At 44.0% G+C, this 14,326-nt stretch carries 14 protein-coding genes and 1 tRNA gene; 12 read left to right on the top strand and 3 right to left on the bottom strand.

The features are described from left to right. The first annotated feature begins 3 nt into the window (after positions 1 to 3). The 11 genes from thrS (at position 4) to pruA (ending at position 10,679) form a co-directional block, all read left to right on the top strand. Positions 4 to 1,911 carry a threonine--tRNA ligase gene (gene thrS, locus IEV16_RS08800; RefSeq protein WP_188365328.1) on the top strand — a complete coding sequence of 636 codons (1,908 nt, stop codon included), beginning with the start codon at positions 4 to 6 and terminating at the stop codon, positions 1,909 to 1,911. Positions 1,912 to 1,931: 20 nt separating this feature from the next. Beyond that, positions 1,932 to 2,456: a translation initiation factor IF-3 gene (infC, locus tag IEV16_RS08795; protein WP_188365364.1), complete on the top strand. Its 525-nt coding sequence runs from the start codon at positions 1,932 to 1,934 to the stop codon at positions 2,454 to 2,456. A gap of 322 nt (positions 2,457 to 2,778) precedes the next feature. Continuing rightward, positions 2,779 to 2,976: a 50S ribosomal protein L35 gene (rpmI, locus tag IEV16_RS08790; RefSeq protein WP_188365327.1), complete on the top strand. Its 198-nt coding sequence runs from the start codon at positions 2,779 to 2,781 to the stop codon at positions 2,974 to 2,976. A gap of 13 nt (positions 2,977 to 2,989) precedes the next feature. Beyond that, the gene (gene rplT / locus IEV16_RS08785; RefSeq protein WP_188365326.1) at positions 2,990 to 3,346 is read left to right on the top strand and encodes a 50S ribosomal protein L20; all 357 of its coding nucleotides are present in this window, start codon (positions 2,990 to 2,992) and stop codon (positions 3,344 to 3,346) included. A gap of 140 nt (positions 3,347 to 3,486) precedes the next feature. Beyond that, positions 3,487 to 4,482 carry a phenylalanine--tRNA ligase subunit alpha gene (gene pheS, locus IEV16_RS08780; RefSeq protein ID WP_188365325.1) on the top strand — a complete coding sequence of 332 codons (996 nt, stop codon included), beginning with the start codon at positions 3,487 to 3,489 and terminating at the stop codon, positions 4,480 to 4,482. A gap of 12 nt (positions 4,483 to 4,494) precedes the next feature. Further along, positions 4,495 to 6,876, top strand: coding sequence for a phenylalanine--tRNA ligase subunit beta (gene pheT / locus IEV16_RS08775; protein ID WP_188365324.1), 2,382 nt, complete (start codon positions 4,495 to 4,497; stop codon positions 6,874 to 6,876). Continuing rightward, the gene (locus tag IEV16_RS08770) at positions 6,873 to 7,181 is read left to right on the top strand and encodes an integration host factor subunit alpha (protein WP_188365323.1); all 309 of its coding nucleotides are present in this window, start codon (positions 6,873 to 6,875) and stop codon (positions 7,179 to 7,181) included. Before pheT ends, IEV16_RS08770 begins: the two co-directional genes overlap by 4 nt. Next, positions 7,159 to 7,512, top strand: coding sequence for a MerR family transcriptional regulator (locus tag IEV16_RS08765; RefSeq protein ID WP_188365322.1), 354 nt, complete (start codon positions 7,159 to 7,161; stop codon positions 7,510 to 7,512). Before IEV16_RS08770 ends, IEV16_RS08765 begins: the two co-directional genes overlap by 23 nt. A 292-nt stretch (positions 7,513 to 7,804) precedes the next feature. Further along, positions 7,805 to 7,881 (top strand) — tRNA-Pro (locus tag IEV16_RS08760). A 104-nt stretch (positions 7,882 to 7,985) separates the two neighbouring features. Further along, positions 7,986 to 8,963, top strand: coding sequence for a malate dehydrogenase (locus tag IEV16_RS08755; RefSeq protein WP_188365321.1), 978 nt, complete (start codon positions 7,986 to 7,988; stop codon positions 8,961 to 8,963). Between the two features lie 87 nt (positions 8,964 to 9,050). After that, positions 9,051 to 10,679, top strand: coding sequence for an L-glutamate gamma-semialdehyde dehydrogenase (gene pruA, locus IEV16_RS08750; protein ID WP_188365320.1), 1,629 nt, complete (start codon positions 9,051 to 9,053; stop codon positions 10,677 to 10,679). A gap of 141 nt (positions 10,680 to 10,820) precedes the next feature. On the opposite strand, the gene IEV16_RS08745 is transcribed toward pruA, so the two are convergent. Further along, positions 10,821 to 11,765: an IS30 family transposase gene (locus IEV16_RS08745; RefSeq protein WP_188365319.1), complete on the bottom strand. Its 945-nt coding sequence runs from the start codon at positions 11,763 to 11,765 to the stop codon at positions 10,821 to 10,823. A 535-nt stretch (positions 11,766 to 12,300) separates the two neighbouring features. On the opposite strand from IEV16_RS08745, the gene IEV16_RS08740 reads away from it, so the two are divergent. Then, positions 12,301 to 12,939, top strand: a complete 639-nt coding sequence (locus IEV16_RS08740; RefSeq protein WP_188365318.1) for a hypothetical protein — start codon at positions 12,301 to 12,303, stop codon at positions 12,937 to 12,939. Between the two features lie 376 nt (positions 12,940 to 13,315). Here the strand turns inward: IEV16_RS08740 and ribA are convergent, their stop codons facing one another. Together ribA and ribH are read right to left on the bottom strand one after the other, a co-directional pair. Further along, positions 13,316 to 13,894, bottom strand: a complete 579-nt coding sequence (gene ribA, locus IEV16_RS08735; protein ID WP_188365317.1) for a GTP cyclohydrolase II — start codon at positions 13,892 to 13,894, stop codon at positions 13,316 to 13,318. Continuing rightward, complete coding sequence (gene ribH, locus IEV16_RS08730) at positions 13,891 to 14,325, bottom strand: 6,7-dimethyl-8-ribityllumazine synthase (RefSeq protein WP_188365316.1); 435 nt, start codon at positions 14,323 to 14,325, stop codon at positions 13,891 to 13,893. The genes ribA and ribH overlap by 4 nt, the downstream gene beginning before the upstream one ends. Between the last annotated feature and the right edge of the window lies 1 nt (position 14,326).

The raw sequence follows: 14,326 nt of genomic DNA, 5'->3' as shown, positions 1-14,326 counted from the left end.
ATCATGATTACGGTGACTTTGGCTGATGGTAGCCAACGACAATATGATGCCGCTTTAACGGTGGCGGAAGTGGCCGAGGATATTGGTCCGGGTCTGGCACAGGCGGCATTGGCGGCCCGTGTCAATGATCAGAAGGTTGATTTATCTTACAAAATCAACGAAGACATCGACTTGACCATTATTACCGGTCAATCTGAAGACGGCTTGGAGGTCTTGCGACATTCGGCGGCTCATATGATGGCGCAGGCGGTTCAGCGTTTGTTTCCAAATGTGGAAGTGACCATCGGGCCGGTGATTGACGATGGCTTTTACTATGATTTTGCCACCCAAGAGCCGTTCAGCGATGAAGATCTTGAAAAAATCACCGCTGAAATGAAAAAAATTGCCAAAGAAAAACTGCCTGTTGAGCGATTCGAATTGTCGCGGGATGAAGCGATTGAATTTTTTGAGCAAAAAGGCGAGCATTACAAAGCCGAGATTATTCGTGATATTCCGGCCGATGAAACCCTGTCATTGTATCGCCAGGGTGAATTCACCGATCTATGTCGCGGTCCGCATGTACCCAATACGGGTAAGCTCAAAGTATTTAAACTCATGAGTGTGGCCGGCGCTTATTGGCGGGGTGACAGCCGTAACGCCATGCTACAGCGAATTTACGGTACCGCCTGGTACGATAAGAAAGACTTAAAAGATTATCTGTTTCGTTTACAGGAAGCGGAAAAGCGCGATCACCGTAAACTGGGTAAAAAGATGGATTTGTTCCATTTTCAGGAAGAAGCCCCCGGCATGGTGTTCTGGCATCCGCGCGGTTGGTCGATATATCAGGCAGTTCGCGGTTATATGCGAAAAAAACTGGATGAACGCAATTATCAAGAAATCAACACCCCATCAATCGTTGAATACAGCTTGTGGGAACGGTCAGGACATGCCGATAAATTTGGTGAAGATATGTTTTCGGTGGCTTCTGAAGGTCGCCAATTTGCGATTAAACCGATGAATTGTCCATGCCATGTGCAGGTCTTTAACCAGGGACTGAAATCTTACCGTGATTTACCGATTCGCTTGGCTGAATTTGGCTCTTGCCACCGCAATGAGCCTTCCGGGGCACTGCACGGTTTGATGCGGGTTCGGGGCTTTGTTCAGGATGATGCGCATATATTTTGTGAGGAAAAGGACATTGCCCGCGAGGTGTCAGAATTTATTGATTTTTTGCATGAAGTGTATGCTGATTTTGGGTTTGAAGACATTATTTATCGTTTATCAACACGGCCGGAAAAAAGGGTCGGTAGCGATGCCGACTGGGATAAGTCAGAACAGGCATTGGCCAGTGCGTTGGATGCCAAAAACATCGCATGGCAGGAATTGCCCGGTGAAGGGGCTTTTTACGGACCCAAAATAGAATTTTCCTTAAAAGATTGTTTGGGGCGGGTGTGGCAGTGCGGCACCATTCAGGTGGATTTTTCTATGCCGGGCCGATTGGATGCCAGCTATGTGGCAGAGGACGGCGAGCGCAAAGTACCGGTGATGTTACACCGTGCCATTCTGGGTTCTTTTGAACGTTTTATCGGTATTTTAATTGAACACCATGCCGGTCAGTTACCCTTATGGTTAGCGCCAACGCAAGTGGCGGTGCTTAATATCACAGGCCAGCAGTCGAAATATGCGGAAAAAATTGGCAAAACTTTGAAAAATCAGGGGTTTCGGGCCATTTATGACTTGAGAAACGAAAAGATCGGCTATAAAATTCGCCAACACACGCTAAGTAAGACCAATTATTTACTTATCGTGGGTAATGAAGAGCTTGAAAACGGTACCGTTACGGTGCGAAGCCACAGTGGTAAAGACTTGGGCTCAATGACATTAGATGCTTTCATTTCACAGCTAAGCCGTGAAGTAAAAGAAAAACAATAATTTTTTAGGAGGATTGACTAATCGCTAAAACTGAAAAAGTGCGTCGGAATCAGCAAATTAAGATTCCTGAGGTGAGACTGATTGACCAGAATGGAGATCAGGTTGGTGTTATGGCCACCGATGAAGCGCTAAAACGCGCTGAGGAGGCCGGTTTGGATTTGGTGGAAATCTCACCCAAGGCCAGACCGCCGGTTTGTAAAATCATGGATTATGGCAAGTTCAAGTTTGAACAGGCCAAAAAACAACAACAAGCCAAGAAAAAACAGAAAAAAGTCCAGCTCAAAGAGGTCAAATTCAGACCGAATACGGATGAAGGCGATTTTCAGGTCAAAATGAAAAATTTGCGTAAATTCATCGACCAGGGGAACAAGGTCAAAGTGACCATTATGTTCAGAGGTCGTGAATTGGCGCATCGGGAACTCGGATCGCAGATGTTGGATCGGGTGGCCGAAGAAGTACAGGATGAAGCGGTTGTTGAACAACGACCGGCGAAAATGGAAGGTCGCTTTATGATTATGTTACTGGCGCCGAAATCGGACAAGTAAATAATCTTTAATCAGTCGAAATGGTTGCAGTTTTTCACGTAGTGAAAGAAGCGGCCATGAAGACACAGGCGAGATACAGTTGGTGAGCGGAAGGGCAGGCAATGCAGTGAGAGCGGTTTTAACGTCGTTAAAGAAGTGCTCACGTAATGCCGTAGCCCGTGAATCAGCAGCATCGACCCTTAAATAAGTCGAAGTAGTTACGGTTTTTTGCGAAGCAAAAAGAAGTGGCTACGAAGACACCATAACGAGCTGACCTGCGAGTCCCCAAATGCCGTTGAATCGGCAACTTGCAGGAGTAAAAAATATAAGTTTAGGAGGCATTATGCCAAAAATTAAAACCAAAAAAGGCGCGGCCAAGCGCTTTAAAAAAACCGCGGGCGGTTTTAAGCGTAAACACGCTTTCCGTTCTCATATTTTGACTAAAATGAGTCAGAAACGTAAACGTAATTTACGTGGTACGAGTCTTGTTCATGAGTCTGATGAAGCGGCAATTGAACGTTTGTTGCCCTACGCTAAATAAAAGGAGTTAAATTATGGCCAGAGTCAAAAGAGGCGTACAAGCCCGAAAAAAACACAAGAAAATTTTAAAATTAGCCAAAGGCTATTATAACGCACGCCGTAAAATTTACCGCGTTGCTAAACAGGCGGTGATTAAAGCCGATCAGTATTCTTACCGCGATCGCCGCACCCGAAAACGCGCTTTTCGGGCATTGTGGATTACACGCATCAATGCAGGTGCCAGGAACAACGGTTTAAGCTATTCACGATTTATCAACGGCTTGAAAAAAGCTGATATCTCTTTAGATCGTAAAATTCTGGCTGATATGGCAGTGCATGACAAAGCGGGTTTTGCCGCTGTGGTTGAACAAGCCAAAGCCGCCTTGTCTTAAGGCATTTCCTGAAAGGGTGTTCATTACCCGACAGGATTGGAATGAAGTTAACCGATGAGAGGAATCAGTGTTCACTGGTTCCTCTTTTTTTTGAGTCAAGAACAAAAGCAGCGTGGCTGTTGTTAAACATGAGAAATGAAGTGAATCATTGGGAAAACGTATTAAAAGAAGCCCTGGTTGCCGTGAACGCAGCCACCGACAGCCGTTCCTTAGATGAATTGCGGGTGCATTATGTGGGTAAAAAAGGCGTTATCACCACAGGCTTAAAAGACTTGGGCCAATTGGCACCTGAAGAACGTAAACAGGCCGGACAATTAATCAATCAGGTTAAACAACAATTATTCAAAGCCATTCAGGCGCGTAAAGAATTTCTGTTGGCTGAAGAATTGAATCAACGGTTAATGGCTGAATCCATTGATGTCACATTACCCGGTCGTGAGCAGCACGGCGGTGGTTTACATCCGGTAACACGTACCATGCAGCGAATCGTTGAGTTATTTTCTCAGGTGGGTTTTCAGGTGGTGACCGGACCCGAGGTCGAAGATGATTACCATAATTTTGAGGCCTTAAACTTTCCGCCACACCATCCGGCCCGCGCCATGCATGACACTTTTTATTTTCCCGATGGTGATTTGTTGCGTACCCATACGTCACCGGTTCAAATACGCGCTATGAAAACCATGCAACCGCCAATTAAAATTATCGCCCCGGGTAAAGTGTATCGCAGTGATTCTGATCAAACCCATACCCCGATGTTTCATCAGATTGAAGGTTTGGTCATCACTGAAGATGTGACATTTACCGGTTTAAAAGGTGTTTTAAATCAGTTTGTTAACGCTTTTTTTGAAGATGATTTGGAGATTAGGTTACGGCCATCCTATTTCCCTTTTACCGAACCGTCAGCGGAAGTGGATGTGGCCTGGAAAAAAGAAGACGGCAGCGAAGGCTGGTTAGAAGTTTTGGGCTGTGGCATGGTACATCCCAATGTCTTAAAGGCCGGAGGTATCGATCCTGAAAAATACACCGGTTTTGCTTTTGGTCTTGGTGTTGAGCGCTTTGCCATGTTGCGATACGGCGTACATGATTTGCGTCAATTCTTCGAAAACGATTTGCGTTTTTTAAAACAATTCAGTTAAAGGTCTGTAGCCATGAAAATCAGTGAACAATGGATTAAACAATGGGTGGATATCCATCAAGACACCCAAACCACCGTTTCCCAGTTGACCATGTTAGGTCTGGAGGTGGATGATGTGTTACCGGCTGCCGGCGAGTTCAGTGGTGTTGTGGTGGCTGAAATAACCGCCTGTCAACCACATCCCAATGCCGATAAATTACAAATATGCACGGTCAATGATGGTCAAAACAGCTTACAGATTGTTTGTGGTGCGCCCAATGCCCGTCGCGGCATAAAAGTTCCTCTGGCACAAGTGGGTGCTGTTTTGCCAGGTGGTTTTAAAATTAAAAAATCCAAATTGCGTGGCGAAGAATCTGCCGGTATGTTGTGTTCTGAAGTTGAACTGGGTCTGAGCGAAGAGGGCAGTGGTTTAATGGAATTACCAAATGATGCACCCTTGGGTGAATCGATGCGTGATTATTTACAGCTTAAAGACACCATCATCGACATTGATTTAACCCCGAATCGCGCTGATTGCTTTTGTGTACGTGGGGTTGCACGGGAGCTCGCAACATTACATAACTTGCCAATGAATGAGCCGGTGATTCAAACCGCTGATATTAAACATAATGAAGCGGTGTCGGTTACTGTTCAAGCGCCTAAAGCCTGCCCGCGCTATTGTGGACGCATTATTAAAGACATTAATAACACGGCCGATTCACCTTTGTGGCTTAAAGAAGTGTTGAGAAAAGCCGGACTGCGGTCGATTCATCCGGTGGTGGATGTCACCAATTATGTGATGCTTGAACTGGGACAGCCAATGCACGCCTTTGATTGCGATAAAATTGATGGCGGTATTATGGTGCGTATGGCAGAAAATCTGGAAACCATCACTTTACTTGACGGTTCAGAAGTGCAAGTTGATGAGTCATTTCTGCTGATAGCAGATCAAAATAAACCACTGGCAGTGGCCGGTGTGATGGGTGGCTTAGACAGCGGTGTACAGCCCGATACCCGAGATATTATTCTGGAATCTGCCTATTTTGATCCGGCTCATATCATGGGTAAATCCCGACGATTGGGAACCCATACCGATTCCAGTTTACGTTTTGAGCGAGGTGTTGATTGGCAATTACAGGAACGCGCCATGGAGCGTGCCACTGAGCTGATTATATCGATTTGCGGTGGCCATGCCGGACCTATTAACACCGTTTGTAGTGAGCCGGATATGCCGCAACAACTTGAAATCAAGTTATCAGCCGGTCATCTAAAACGGGTGTTGGGCTTTGATGTGGCTTTTGATCGCGTGACGGATATTTTTAATCACTTGGGCTTTCAGGTTTTATCCGATCAGTCGGGCTGGACCGTTAAAACACCCAGTTGGCGCTTTGATTTAAGCCTTGCTGAAGATTTGATTGAAGAAGTGGTGCGGGTGGTAGGTTATGACCAAATGCCGGCTGATTTACTGCACAGCGATGATGTTATCCATACTTTACCTGAACAACAAGCTTCTCCCATCACTGTAAAAAAACAACTGGTGGCTAAAGGCTATCAAGAGGTGATTAATTACGCCTTTGTGTCTGAAAAACAGCTGCAGGATTGTCATTTGGCTGAGTCAGGTTACGCTCTGGCCAATCCTCTGACCCGGGACATGGCCGTGATGCGCACCCATTTATTACCCGGAATTTTAGTTAATATTCAGGCCAACCGTGCCCATGGTGAATTAAATCTCGCTCTGTTTGAGCTGGGTAAAGTTTTTAATCGGTCGGTGGCGCAAGACTTAATTCAGGAAGATGTCCTGATACTGGCTCGTTGTGGGCAGGCCCAACCGGAACAATGGGGTTTGGAAACACGTGCTGTTGACTTTTATGATTTAAAAGGTCAGGTGGATGATTTGCTGGAAGCGGTGCCGGGTGATGTCAGTTACCAGCTTGGCAAAAAACCATTTTTGCACCCCGGCAGACAAGCCGATATTTTGTTGAACAAGCAATGCATCGGTCATATGGGTCAGGTTCATCCGACCATTACCCAACGGTTAAAAATCAAAACACCGGTGTATATGGCTCAGTTGGACTGGCAATCAATCGCTCACAGAACCTTGCCACAATGGCAGGCGATCTCTAAATTTCCAAGCACACGACGCGATTTATCCATTCAATTAGCTGAAGATTTAAGCTGGGAAACAGTTAAACAAGGTATTGAAAACAGTATCGGTTCTGAAAGTGATGTTTTGCGACAATTATTGTTATTTGATGTGTATAAAGGTGAGCATATTGAAAAAGGATACAAAAGTTTCGCCATCGCGCTGATATTTCAGGCAAATAATCGAACTTTGGAAGATAAAGAAGTGGACAAACTGGTGGCAGTCGGGGTATCCTTTTTAGAGAAAAATTTAAATGCCGTTATCAGAACATGAATGAAACCATTACAAAAACTGATTTAGCAGAAATTCTGTATATGGAAGTTGGCTTAAATAAACGTGAAGCCAATGAATTTGTTAGCGTGTTTTTTGATACCATAAAAGAACAATTATTAAATGGTTCCGGGGTCAAATTATCAGGCTTTGGTAATTTTGAATTGCGTGACAAAAAATCACGGCCCGGCAGAAATCCCAAAACATTAGAAGAAATCCCGATATCAGCTCGCCGCGTGGTGGCTTTTAAACCGGGACAAAAACTGAGGAACACCATAGAGACTTATGCTGGATCAAGGCCACAATAAAACCTTACCCCCGATTCCCGCCAAGCGCTATTTCACCATCGGTGAAGTGAGTGACTTGTGCGATGTCAAACAACATGTCCTGCGTTACTGGGAAAACGAATTTGATAATTTGAATCCGGTGAAAAGACGTGGTAACCGGCGATATTATCAACGCAATGATGTGATGATGATTCGACAAATCCGCAGCTTATTATATGATCACGGCTACACCATCAACGGCGCCCGTCAAAAGTTAAACGGTCAGGTGGAAGAAAAAGAAGCCAGTAAATCCTATCAAGTGATTCAGCAAACTGTACAGGAATTAGAAGAAATCCTCAGTATCCTGAAATAATGTTCTTACTCAACAGTTCTTACCGGCGCAGGCCGGTACCAGCGTTTTTCTGTCGTCAGTCTTCTGTCCTCAGAAAACCACAAAGAGCACGGAGATTACACAAAATACACTAAGGAGAAATTGTTATTTCTTTGTGCCCTTTGTGAAAACTTTTGTGACCTCTGTGGTTGAAATAAATCCATCATTATTTTATTAGTTTGTGTATGACGAATGTGACGCTCGGTTAAATCATTTAATCGATTCTAAATCTTTCAAATAAGATTCCAAAAGTGTTAGAATACGCACCTGGTTTCGGAGCGTGGCGCAGCCTGGTAGCGCACCACAATGGGGTTGTGGGGGTCGGAAGTTCGAATCTTCTCGCTCCGACCATTTTTTCAGTCAGCTAAGGCTGTTCAATTACCTGAGATCTTTTTCAAAGCGACACGGCCCATTCAAAAAGGTCTCTTAAAAGCATTACGCATACAGGAGATGATATGAAATCACCCGTTCGAGTCGTTGTTACCGGTGCCGCCGGTCAAATTGGCTATCAACTTTTATTCAGAATCGCGGCCGGCAATATGCTGGGTGATGACCAGCCGGTTATTCTACATCTGTTGGAAATCCCCCCGGCGATGCAAGCGGTGCAGGGTGTGGTGATGGAATTAGAAGATTGTGCCTTTCCCTTATTACAAGGAATCGTTGCCACAGACGATGCCAATGTCGCTTTTAAAGACGCTGATTATGCTCTTTTAGTGGGTGCCATGCCACGTGGACCCGGCATGGAGCGCAGTGATTTATTAAAGAAAAACGCTGAGATTTTTTCTGTGCAGGGTAAAGCCATCAATAATCACGCCAATAAGGACATTAAAGTACTGGTTGTGGGTAATCCTGCCAACACCAACGCCTTGATTGCGCAACAAAACGCACCGAACATTAATCCGGCACAATTTACTGCCATGGTTCGCCTGGATCACAACCGAGCGATTGCCCAAATGGCTGATAAATTATCGGTGGGCACCCATGAATTAAGCAATATGACCATCTGGGGCAACCATTCCTCCACCCAGTATCCGGATATTTCACAACTTAAAGTGAATGGCGAAGTGGTTAAAGACATTGATCATAACTGGTATGAAAACGATTTTATCCCAACCGTACAGCAACGCGGTGCAGCAATCATTAAAGCCAGAGGTGCCTCCAGTGCCGCCTCAGCGGCTTCAGCCGCCATTGACCACATGAAATCCTGGGCATTGGGTACGCCTGATAAAGACTGGGTTTCAATGGCGATTCCCAGTGACGGCAGCTATGGGATTGAACCGGGGGTGATTTTTGGTTATCCGGTGACCTGTGCCAACGGTCAATACAGAATTGTGCAAGATATACCCATCAGTGATTTTTCACAACAACGCATTGATGCCACCAATCAGGAATTGCGTGAAGAACGTGCGGCGGTCGAGCACTTATTTAGCTAAACAGTTTATTTTATGACCATGAGCACCGCCGTTGTTTTAACAACATCAGGCGGTGTTTTTTTATCAGAAACATTATTTGGAGATATTATGATTTCAGCCAACATTCCACAAACACCAGCGGTCAGCAATGAGCCGATCAATGAATACCGTCCGGGGAGTGATGAAACCATTGCCTTGCAAAAAGCCATGGACGAAATGGCGAATCAACACACGGATATTCCCAATATCATTAATGGCAAAGCGGTTAAAACGGACAACAAAGCCGAGGTGACCATGCCCCATAATCACCAGCATGTGCTGGGTACGTATTACAAAGCCGATAAAGCCATTTTAAACCTGGCAGCCGATGCCGCGGTGAAGGCTCAAGGAGATTGGGAACGCTTACCCTGGCAATCCCGGGCAGCCGTGTTTTTAAAAGCCGCTGATTTATTGGCTGGTCCCTACCGCAACATCATTAATGCCGCCACCATGCACGGTCAGTCCAAAAATGCTTTTCAGGCGGAAATTGATTCGGCCTGTGAGTTAATTGATTTCTTACGCTTTAATGCCGAATTTTATGAAGGTATTATGGCAGAGCAACCCGAATCCTCGCCCGGTGTCTGGAACCAGCTCGACTGGCGCCCTTTAGAAGGCTTTATCCTGGCCATCACACCCTTTAACTTTACCGCCATTGCGGGTAACTTACCGGCCGCTCCGGCAATGCTGGGTAACACCGTTGTCTGGAAGCCCTCGGGTACCCAAATGCTGTCGGCACATGTCATCATGCAGGTCTTTAAAGAAGCCGGCTTACCTGATGGGGTGATTAATATGGTGGCCGCGGACGGTCCCGTGGCCGGTGAGGCTTTACTGACCCGTCCGGATTTAGCCGGTGTCCATTTCACAGGTTCAACCGGAACCTTTAGGCATATTTATAAAGAAATCGGTAACAACATCAATAACTACCGCTCGTATCCGCGGATTGTCGGTGAAACCGGCGGTAAAGACTTTATCTTTGCCCATTCATCAGCCAATCCGGTGGCCGTGGCCACTGCATTATCCCGCGGAGCTTTTGAATTTCAGGGCCAAAAATGCTCTGCCGCCTCGCGGGCTTATTTACCGGAATCTTTATGGTCAGACATTAAGACCCAACTGGTGAAAGACGTTGAATCCTTTAATATGGGTAGCACCCGTGATTTTGGTAACTTTATTAACGCGGTGATCGATGAGCCTGCATTCGATAAAATTAAATCCTATATTGACCACGCCAAACAAGCTGATGATGCCGAAATTATCGTCGGTGGTGGTTGTGATAAAAGCACCGGTTACTTTATTGAGCCGACTGTGATTGTGACCAAAGACCCTGGTTTTAAAACCATGGAAGAAGAAATCTTTGGTCCGGTATTAACCATCTATGTCTATCAGGATGATGATTTTGAAGAAACCCTAACCTTATGTGATGAAGGCTCCATGTACGCCCTCACAGGCGGCATATTTGCCCGGGATCGCTATGTGATTAACCACATGGCTGATCGTCTGCGTCATGCCGCCGGTAACTTCTATATCAACGACAAACCCACCGGCGCCGTGGTTGGCCAACAACCCTTCGGCGGCGGCCGTGCGTCAGGCACCAACGACAAAGCCGGCAGTGCCTTAAACCTCTACCGATGGTTATCACCCAGAACCATTAAAGAAACCTTCGTCCCACCCACGGACTACCGTTATCCGTTTTTGGGCTAACACAATCAAAAGTGGACTGAAAAGGCGGCCATCGAGTCGCCTTTTTTATAACCTGTATGCTGGGCTTTGCACACAATAAAACTCAAAAGAGCATTATTTGTTTTTTTATGATTGGTGGATTCCAGTTGCAAGTGCAACGGGCTAACATCTAGATAACACTTCAAGGGGTATTTGGTAGCCAAGGACTTTTCTCGGTCTGTTATTCAAACGCTCCTCAATAAACTGCGTTTGTTCTATAGTCACGTCATCTAAACGAACAGATTTTGGCAAATATTGTCTGATGAGTCCGTTCATATTTTCATTGGTTCCCCGTTGCCATGAAGCATAGGGTTTAGCAAAGTAAACATCAAAATTCAAAGCTTGTGCCACCTCATTGTGTCTAGCAAACTCTTTACCGTTGTCGTAAGTAACAGTGTGAACATTAAAAGATTTAAGAGCTTTAATACTACTGCTGGCTATCAGTCCTGCACGTCGGTTTTTGTGGGCCCTAATAACGCATAAGCGGGTTTTGCGATCAGCAAAGGTAAGTAGCACGCCTTTGTGTTTGTTGCCCACTACGGTGTCTCCCTCAAAGTCACCGAACCTGCTGCGCTCATCAACAACAGCAGGACGTTCATCAATATCACGTCTATCAACGATCTGTCCTCGTCTTTGTTGGCCTGACGCATAACGTTTGCGGCGTTTCTTTTGACAACGAAGGTGAGTATAAAGCTTACCACCATCTTTTTTGTCAGCATAGATAAACAAGTAAATACGTTCAACGCTTGGTACATCAATCCAGCCCATGACTTTAAGGCGACCATTGATTTGTTCAGGTGACCAATCTTGTTCAATTAGGTGACTTATATAGGCAAAGCCGAAAGGGGTAATCTGCTTGTTGCCTTTACGTTTGCGAGACTGAGCAAATTCTCCAGCTTGTTTGTGTCGATAACCACGGTTACCTGTATTACGCTCTAACTCGCGACTGATGGTGGATTTATTACGACCCAATATGCGGGCAATCTCAGACAGTGAGATTTTAGTTTTTCGTAAAACTGAAATGTGGTATCGTTCTTCACTCGTAAGGTGCGTATATGAGCGATTCATAACCTGAATTCTCCTTTGTATTATTAAGCAAGTGCAACGGTACGCACCTTACTTTTTTTATGCAACTAAAATATCGTTGCACTTACAAATGGAATTCAGAATTTTATAAATAAACTGCCCTTGAATATACAGATTGGAATTAACAGAAAAAATAATAATAAATGGGGTTTAAATTATATATATAGAAAAGGAACCAAGGAAAATAAAGTTTACGTTAGCATCAATCCTAATAAATCAATACATGAGTCCTCAGTTAATAATAGATCGGATTATATCTCCGGAGGATCGTGTAGCCTAAGTCATGTTTTTATGCCATATTCAGGTCCTGGATTTAATCAAACTAATTCAAATCTTACTACCATGATGCCAATACGAACATTTGTATATGAGTTAATTAAAGAAGACTTTGAAAAATTAAATATAGAAGACTTGCTTGTTGAATTAGAGCTAGTTAAGAATTCTACTATTTAAAAGATAAAATGATTAACTAGTAGTAAATAGATTTCTGATAAAAACGTGTGTTAGAAAAATTAATATGAATTTACTGGATGATACATGCTATATGTGCGATGACATAGCCACAACAGATGAACACGTACCTCCCAAATGTTTATTTCCAGATGGGTATCGTAAAAACTTGATTACTGTTCGCTCATGCAAAAAACACAATAACGATAAGGCAAGGGATGATGAATTTTTAAGGACACTTTTAGTATATGACGATGATGCCAATAAATTTGGTAACGACCTTTTTTTTGGAAAAACACTAAGAGCAGTATCAAGGAAACCCATTGCATACGCAAATTTTTTCAAGCCCCAACTTCAAATTAATTCACCAACGGGTATAGTGCATAAGATTGATAGAAATCGTTTTGATCAATGTGTTGAACACATCGTTAAAGGGATATATTTTTATCACTACAATAAAAAAATTTTTTCACACCTATTTGTTGCATCGCCTAGATTTAATTCTAGAACTAGAAAAGGGAACCCTTATGTGAAGTCTGAAATTATTGATTTTTGCAATAGAGTTAAGTCAATTTTACAATATGAGCCAATTTATGGAGATAACAGAGAAATCTTCCAATACAGAATTTTAAGTACTAAAGACGGGATTTTATTTGCAGCTCAGTTCTACGAATCTACTGAGATCTTCGTTAGTGGAAGTGTCTGAGCAAAATTTGCTTTCAGTGGGGGTAAGCCAAATACTGACAGTCAATATTATTGTCTAAGTGAATAACATATACGGTTAATTTGTTATTAAACTTTTTTATAAATTATTTCGCTCAAAAACCATGGATAATTAATTAACCACTTTGATAGGAAATTAACTAGTTTAGTTGTCAGAAGTTAAGGACTTTAGTTGGGCATCCATTGAAGTAATTTATCCTTATTATTGTCAATATAGTTATGCGCATAATATATATTATGTTAAATTATGGAGTGATTTATGGTTAATGTATATTGTTAGGTTATTAGCCTATCTATATGTTGTTAGACGTTATTTTAAAACTTAATGTAAATTATAGGCCTGTTTTAGACAGGCCCAATTAATCCAGGTGTTTAAATCGGTTTCTTTTGGTGTCGATGTAGCGTTTGTTGTGGGGATTATGGCCGACGTGTAAGGGAATGCGTTTGTGTACGCTGATGCCTTGAGATTCTAAGGCCTCTATTTTGTCGGGGTTATTGGTCATGAGATCGACCTGTTTGACGTTGAGATGGGCGAAGACCTCTTTGAGCATGCCGTAGTCGCGGCTGTCAGCGGCGTGGCCGAGTTTGATGTTGGCGTCGAAGGTGTCCATGCCTTGATCTTGGAGTTGGTAGGCTTTGATTTTTTCAGTGAGTCCGATGCCCCGACCTTCCTGACGTAGATAGATTAAGACGCCCTGACCGGCTTTTTGGATGGCTTGCATGGCGTGTGCCAGTTGTGGTCCGCAATCACAGCGTAAACTGAACAAACCATCGCCTGTGAGGCACTCAGAATGGATTCTGGTGAGGATAACATCACTTTCAGACAAGCTGCCCATCACCAGCGCCAGGTGTTCCTGGCCTTTGTGTTCAAAGACATGAACCTGAAAAGTGCCGAATTCAGTGGGTAATTCTGCCTGTGAGATAAACCTTAAACTCATCTTTGCAGGGTTTTCTTCAATTCAAGCAAGCTGACGACCGCATGGGCTGCTTCGTTGCCTTTGTTATGTTTGCCCATCGATTCATCTTCTGATGACCGGGCTAGCGCCTGACTTTCATTCTCAACCGTCAAAATACCGTTACCGATGGGGATATTGTGTTGCAGAGACACTTCCATTAAACCCCGTGCGCTTTCCGCACAGACATAATCAAAATGCGCTGTTTCACCGCGAATCACCGCGCCTAAGGCGATAAGACCGTCAAATTGTTCGGTTTTAGCCAGCATTTGACAGGCTAAAGGGATTTCTAAGGCACCGGCGACTTCAAAATACTGAAAATCAATGCCTTTGGCGGATAAATAACGGGTGGCACCTTCATATAAGCCATCGATAATATGCTTGTAGTAGGGCGCCAATACAATACCAATATTCATA

This window comes from Marinicella pacifica, from assembly GCF_014636635.1.
GTDB lineage: Bacteria > Pseudomonadota > Gammaproteobacteria > Xanthomonadales > Marinicellaceae > Marinicella > Marinicella pacifica.
The sequence above is the reverse complement of the archived record's forward strand: the minus strand, read 5'-3'. Positions and strand labels throughout refer to the sequence as shown.

Coding starts and splice junctions, on each gene's coding strand:
- thrS (WP_188365328.1), top strand. CDS start 4: ATGATTACGGTGACTTTGGCTGATGGTAGCCAACGACAATATGATGCC.
- rpmI (WP_188365327.1), top strand. CDS start 2,779: ATGCCAAAAATTAAAACCAAAAAAGGCGCGGCCAAGCGCTTTAAAAAA.
- rplT (WP_188365326.1), top strand. CDS start 2,990: ATGGCCAGAGTCAAAAGAGGCGTACAAGCCCGAAAAAAACACAAGAAA.
- pheT (WP_188365324.1), top strand. CDS start 4,495: ATGAAAATCAGTGAACAATGGATTAAACAATGGGTGGATATCCATCAA.
- IEV16_RS08770 (WP_188365323.1), top strand. CDS start 6,873: ATGAATGAAACCATTACAAAAACTGATTTAGCAGAAATTCTGTATATG.
- IEV16_RS08765 (WP_188365322.1), top strand. CDS start 7,159: ATGCTGGATCAAGGCCACAATAAAACCTTACCCCCGATTCCCGCCAAG.
- IEV16_RS08755 (WP_188365321.1), top strand. CDS start 7,986: ATGAAATCACCCGTTCGAGTCGTTGTTACCGGTGCCGCCGGTCAAATT.
- pruA (WP_188365320.1), top strand. CDS start 9,051: ATGATTTCAGCCAACATTCCACAAACACCAGCGGTCAGCAATGAGCCG.
- IEV16_RS08745 (WP_188365319.1), bottom strand. CDS start 11,765: ATGAATCGCTCATATACGCACCTTACGAGTGAAGAACGATACCACATT.
- IEV16_RS08740 (WP_188365318.1), top strand. CDS start 12,301: ATGAATTTACTGGATGATACATGCTATATGTGCGATGACATAGCCACA.
- ribA (WP_188365317.1), bottom strand. CDS start 13,894: ATGAGTTTAAGGTTTATCTCACAGGCAGAATTACCCACTGAATTCGGC.
- ribH (WP_188365316.1), bottom strand. CDS start 14,325: ATGAATATTGGTATTGTATTGGCGCCCTACTACAAGCATATTATCGAT.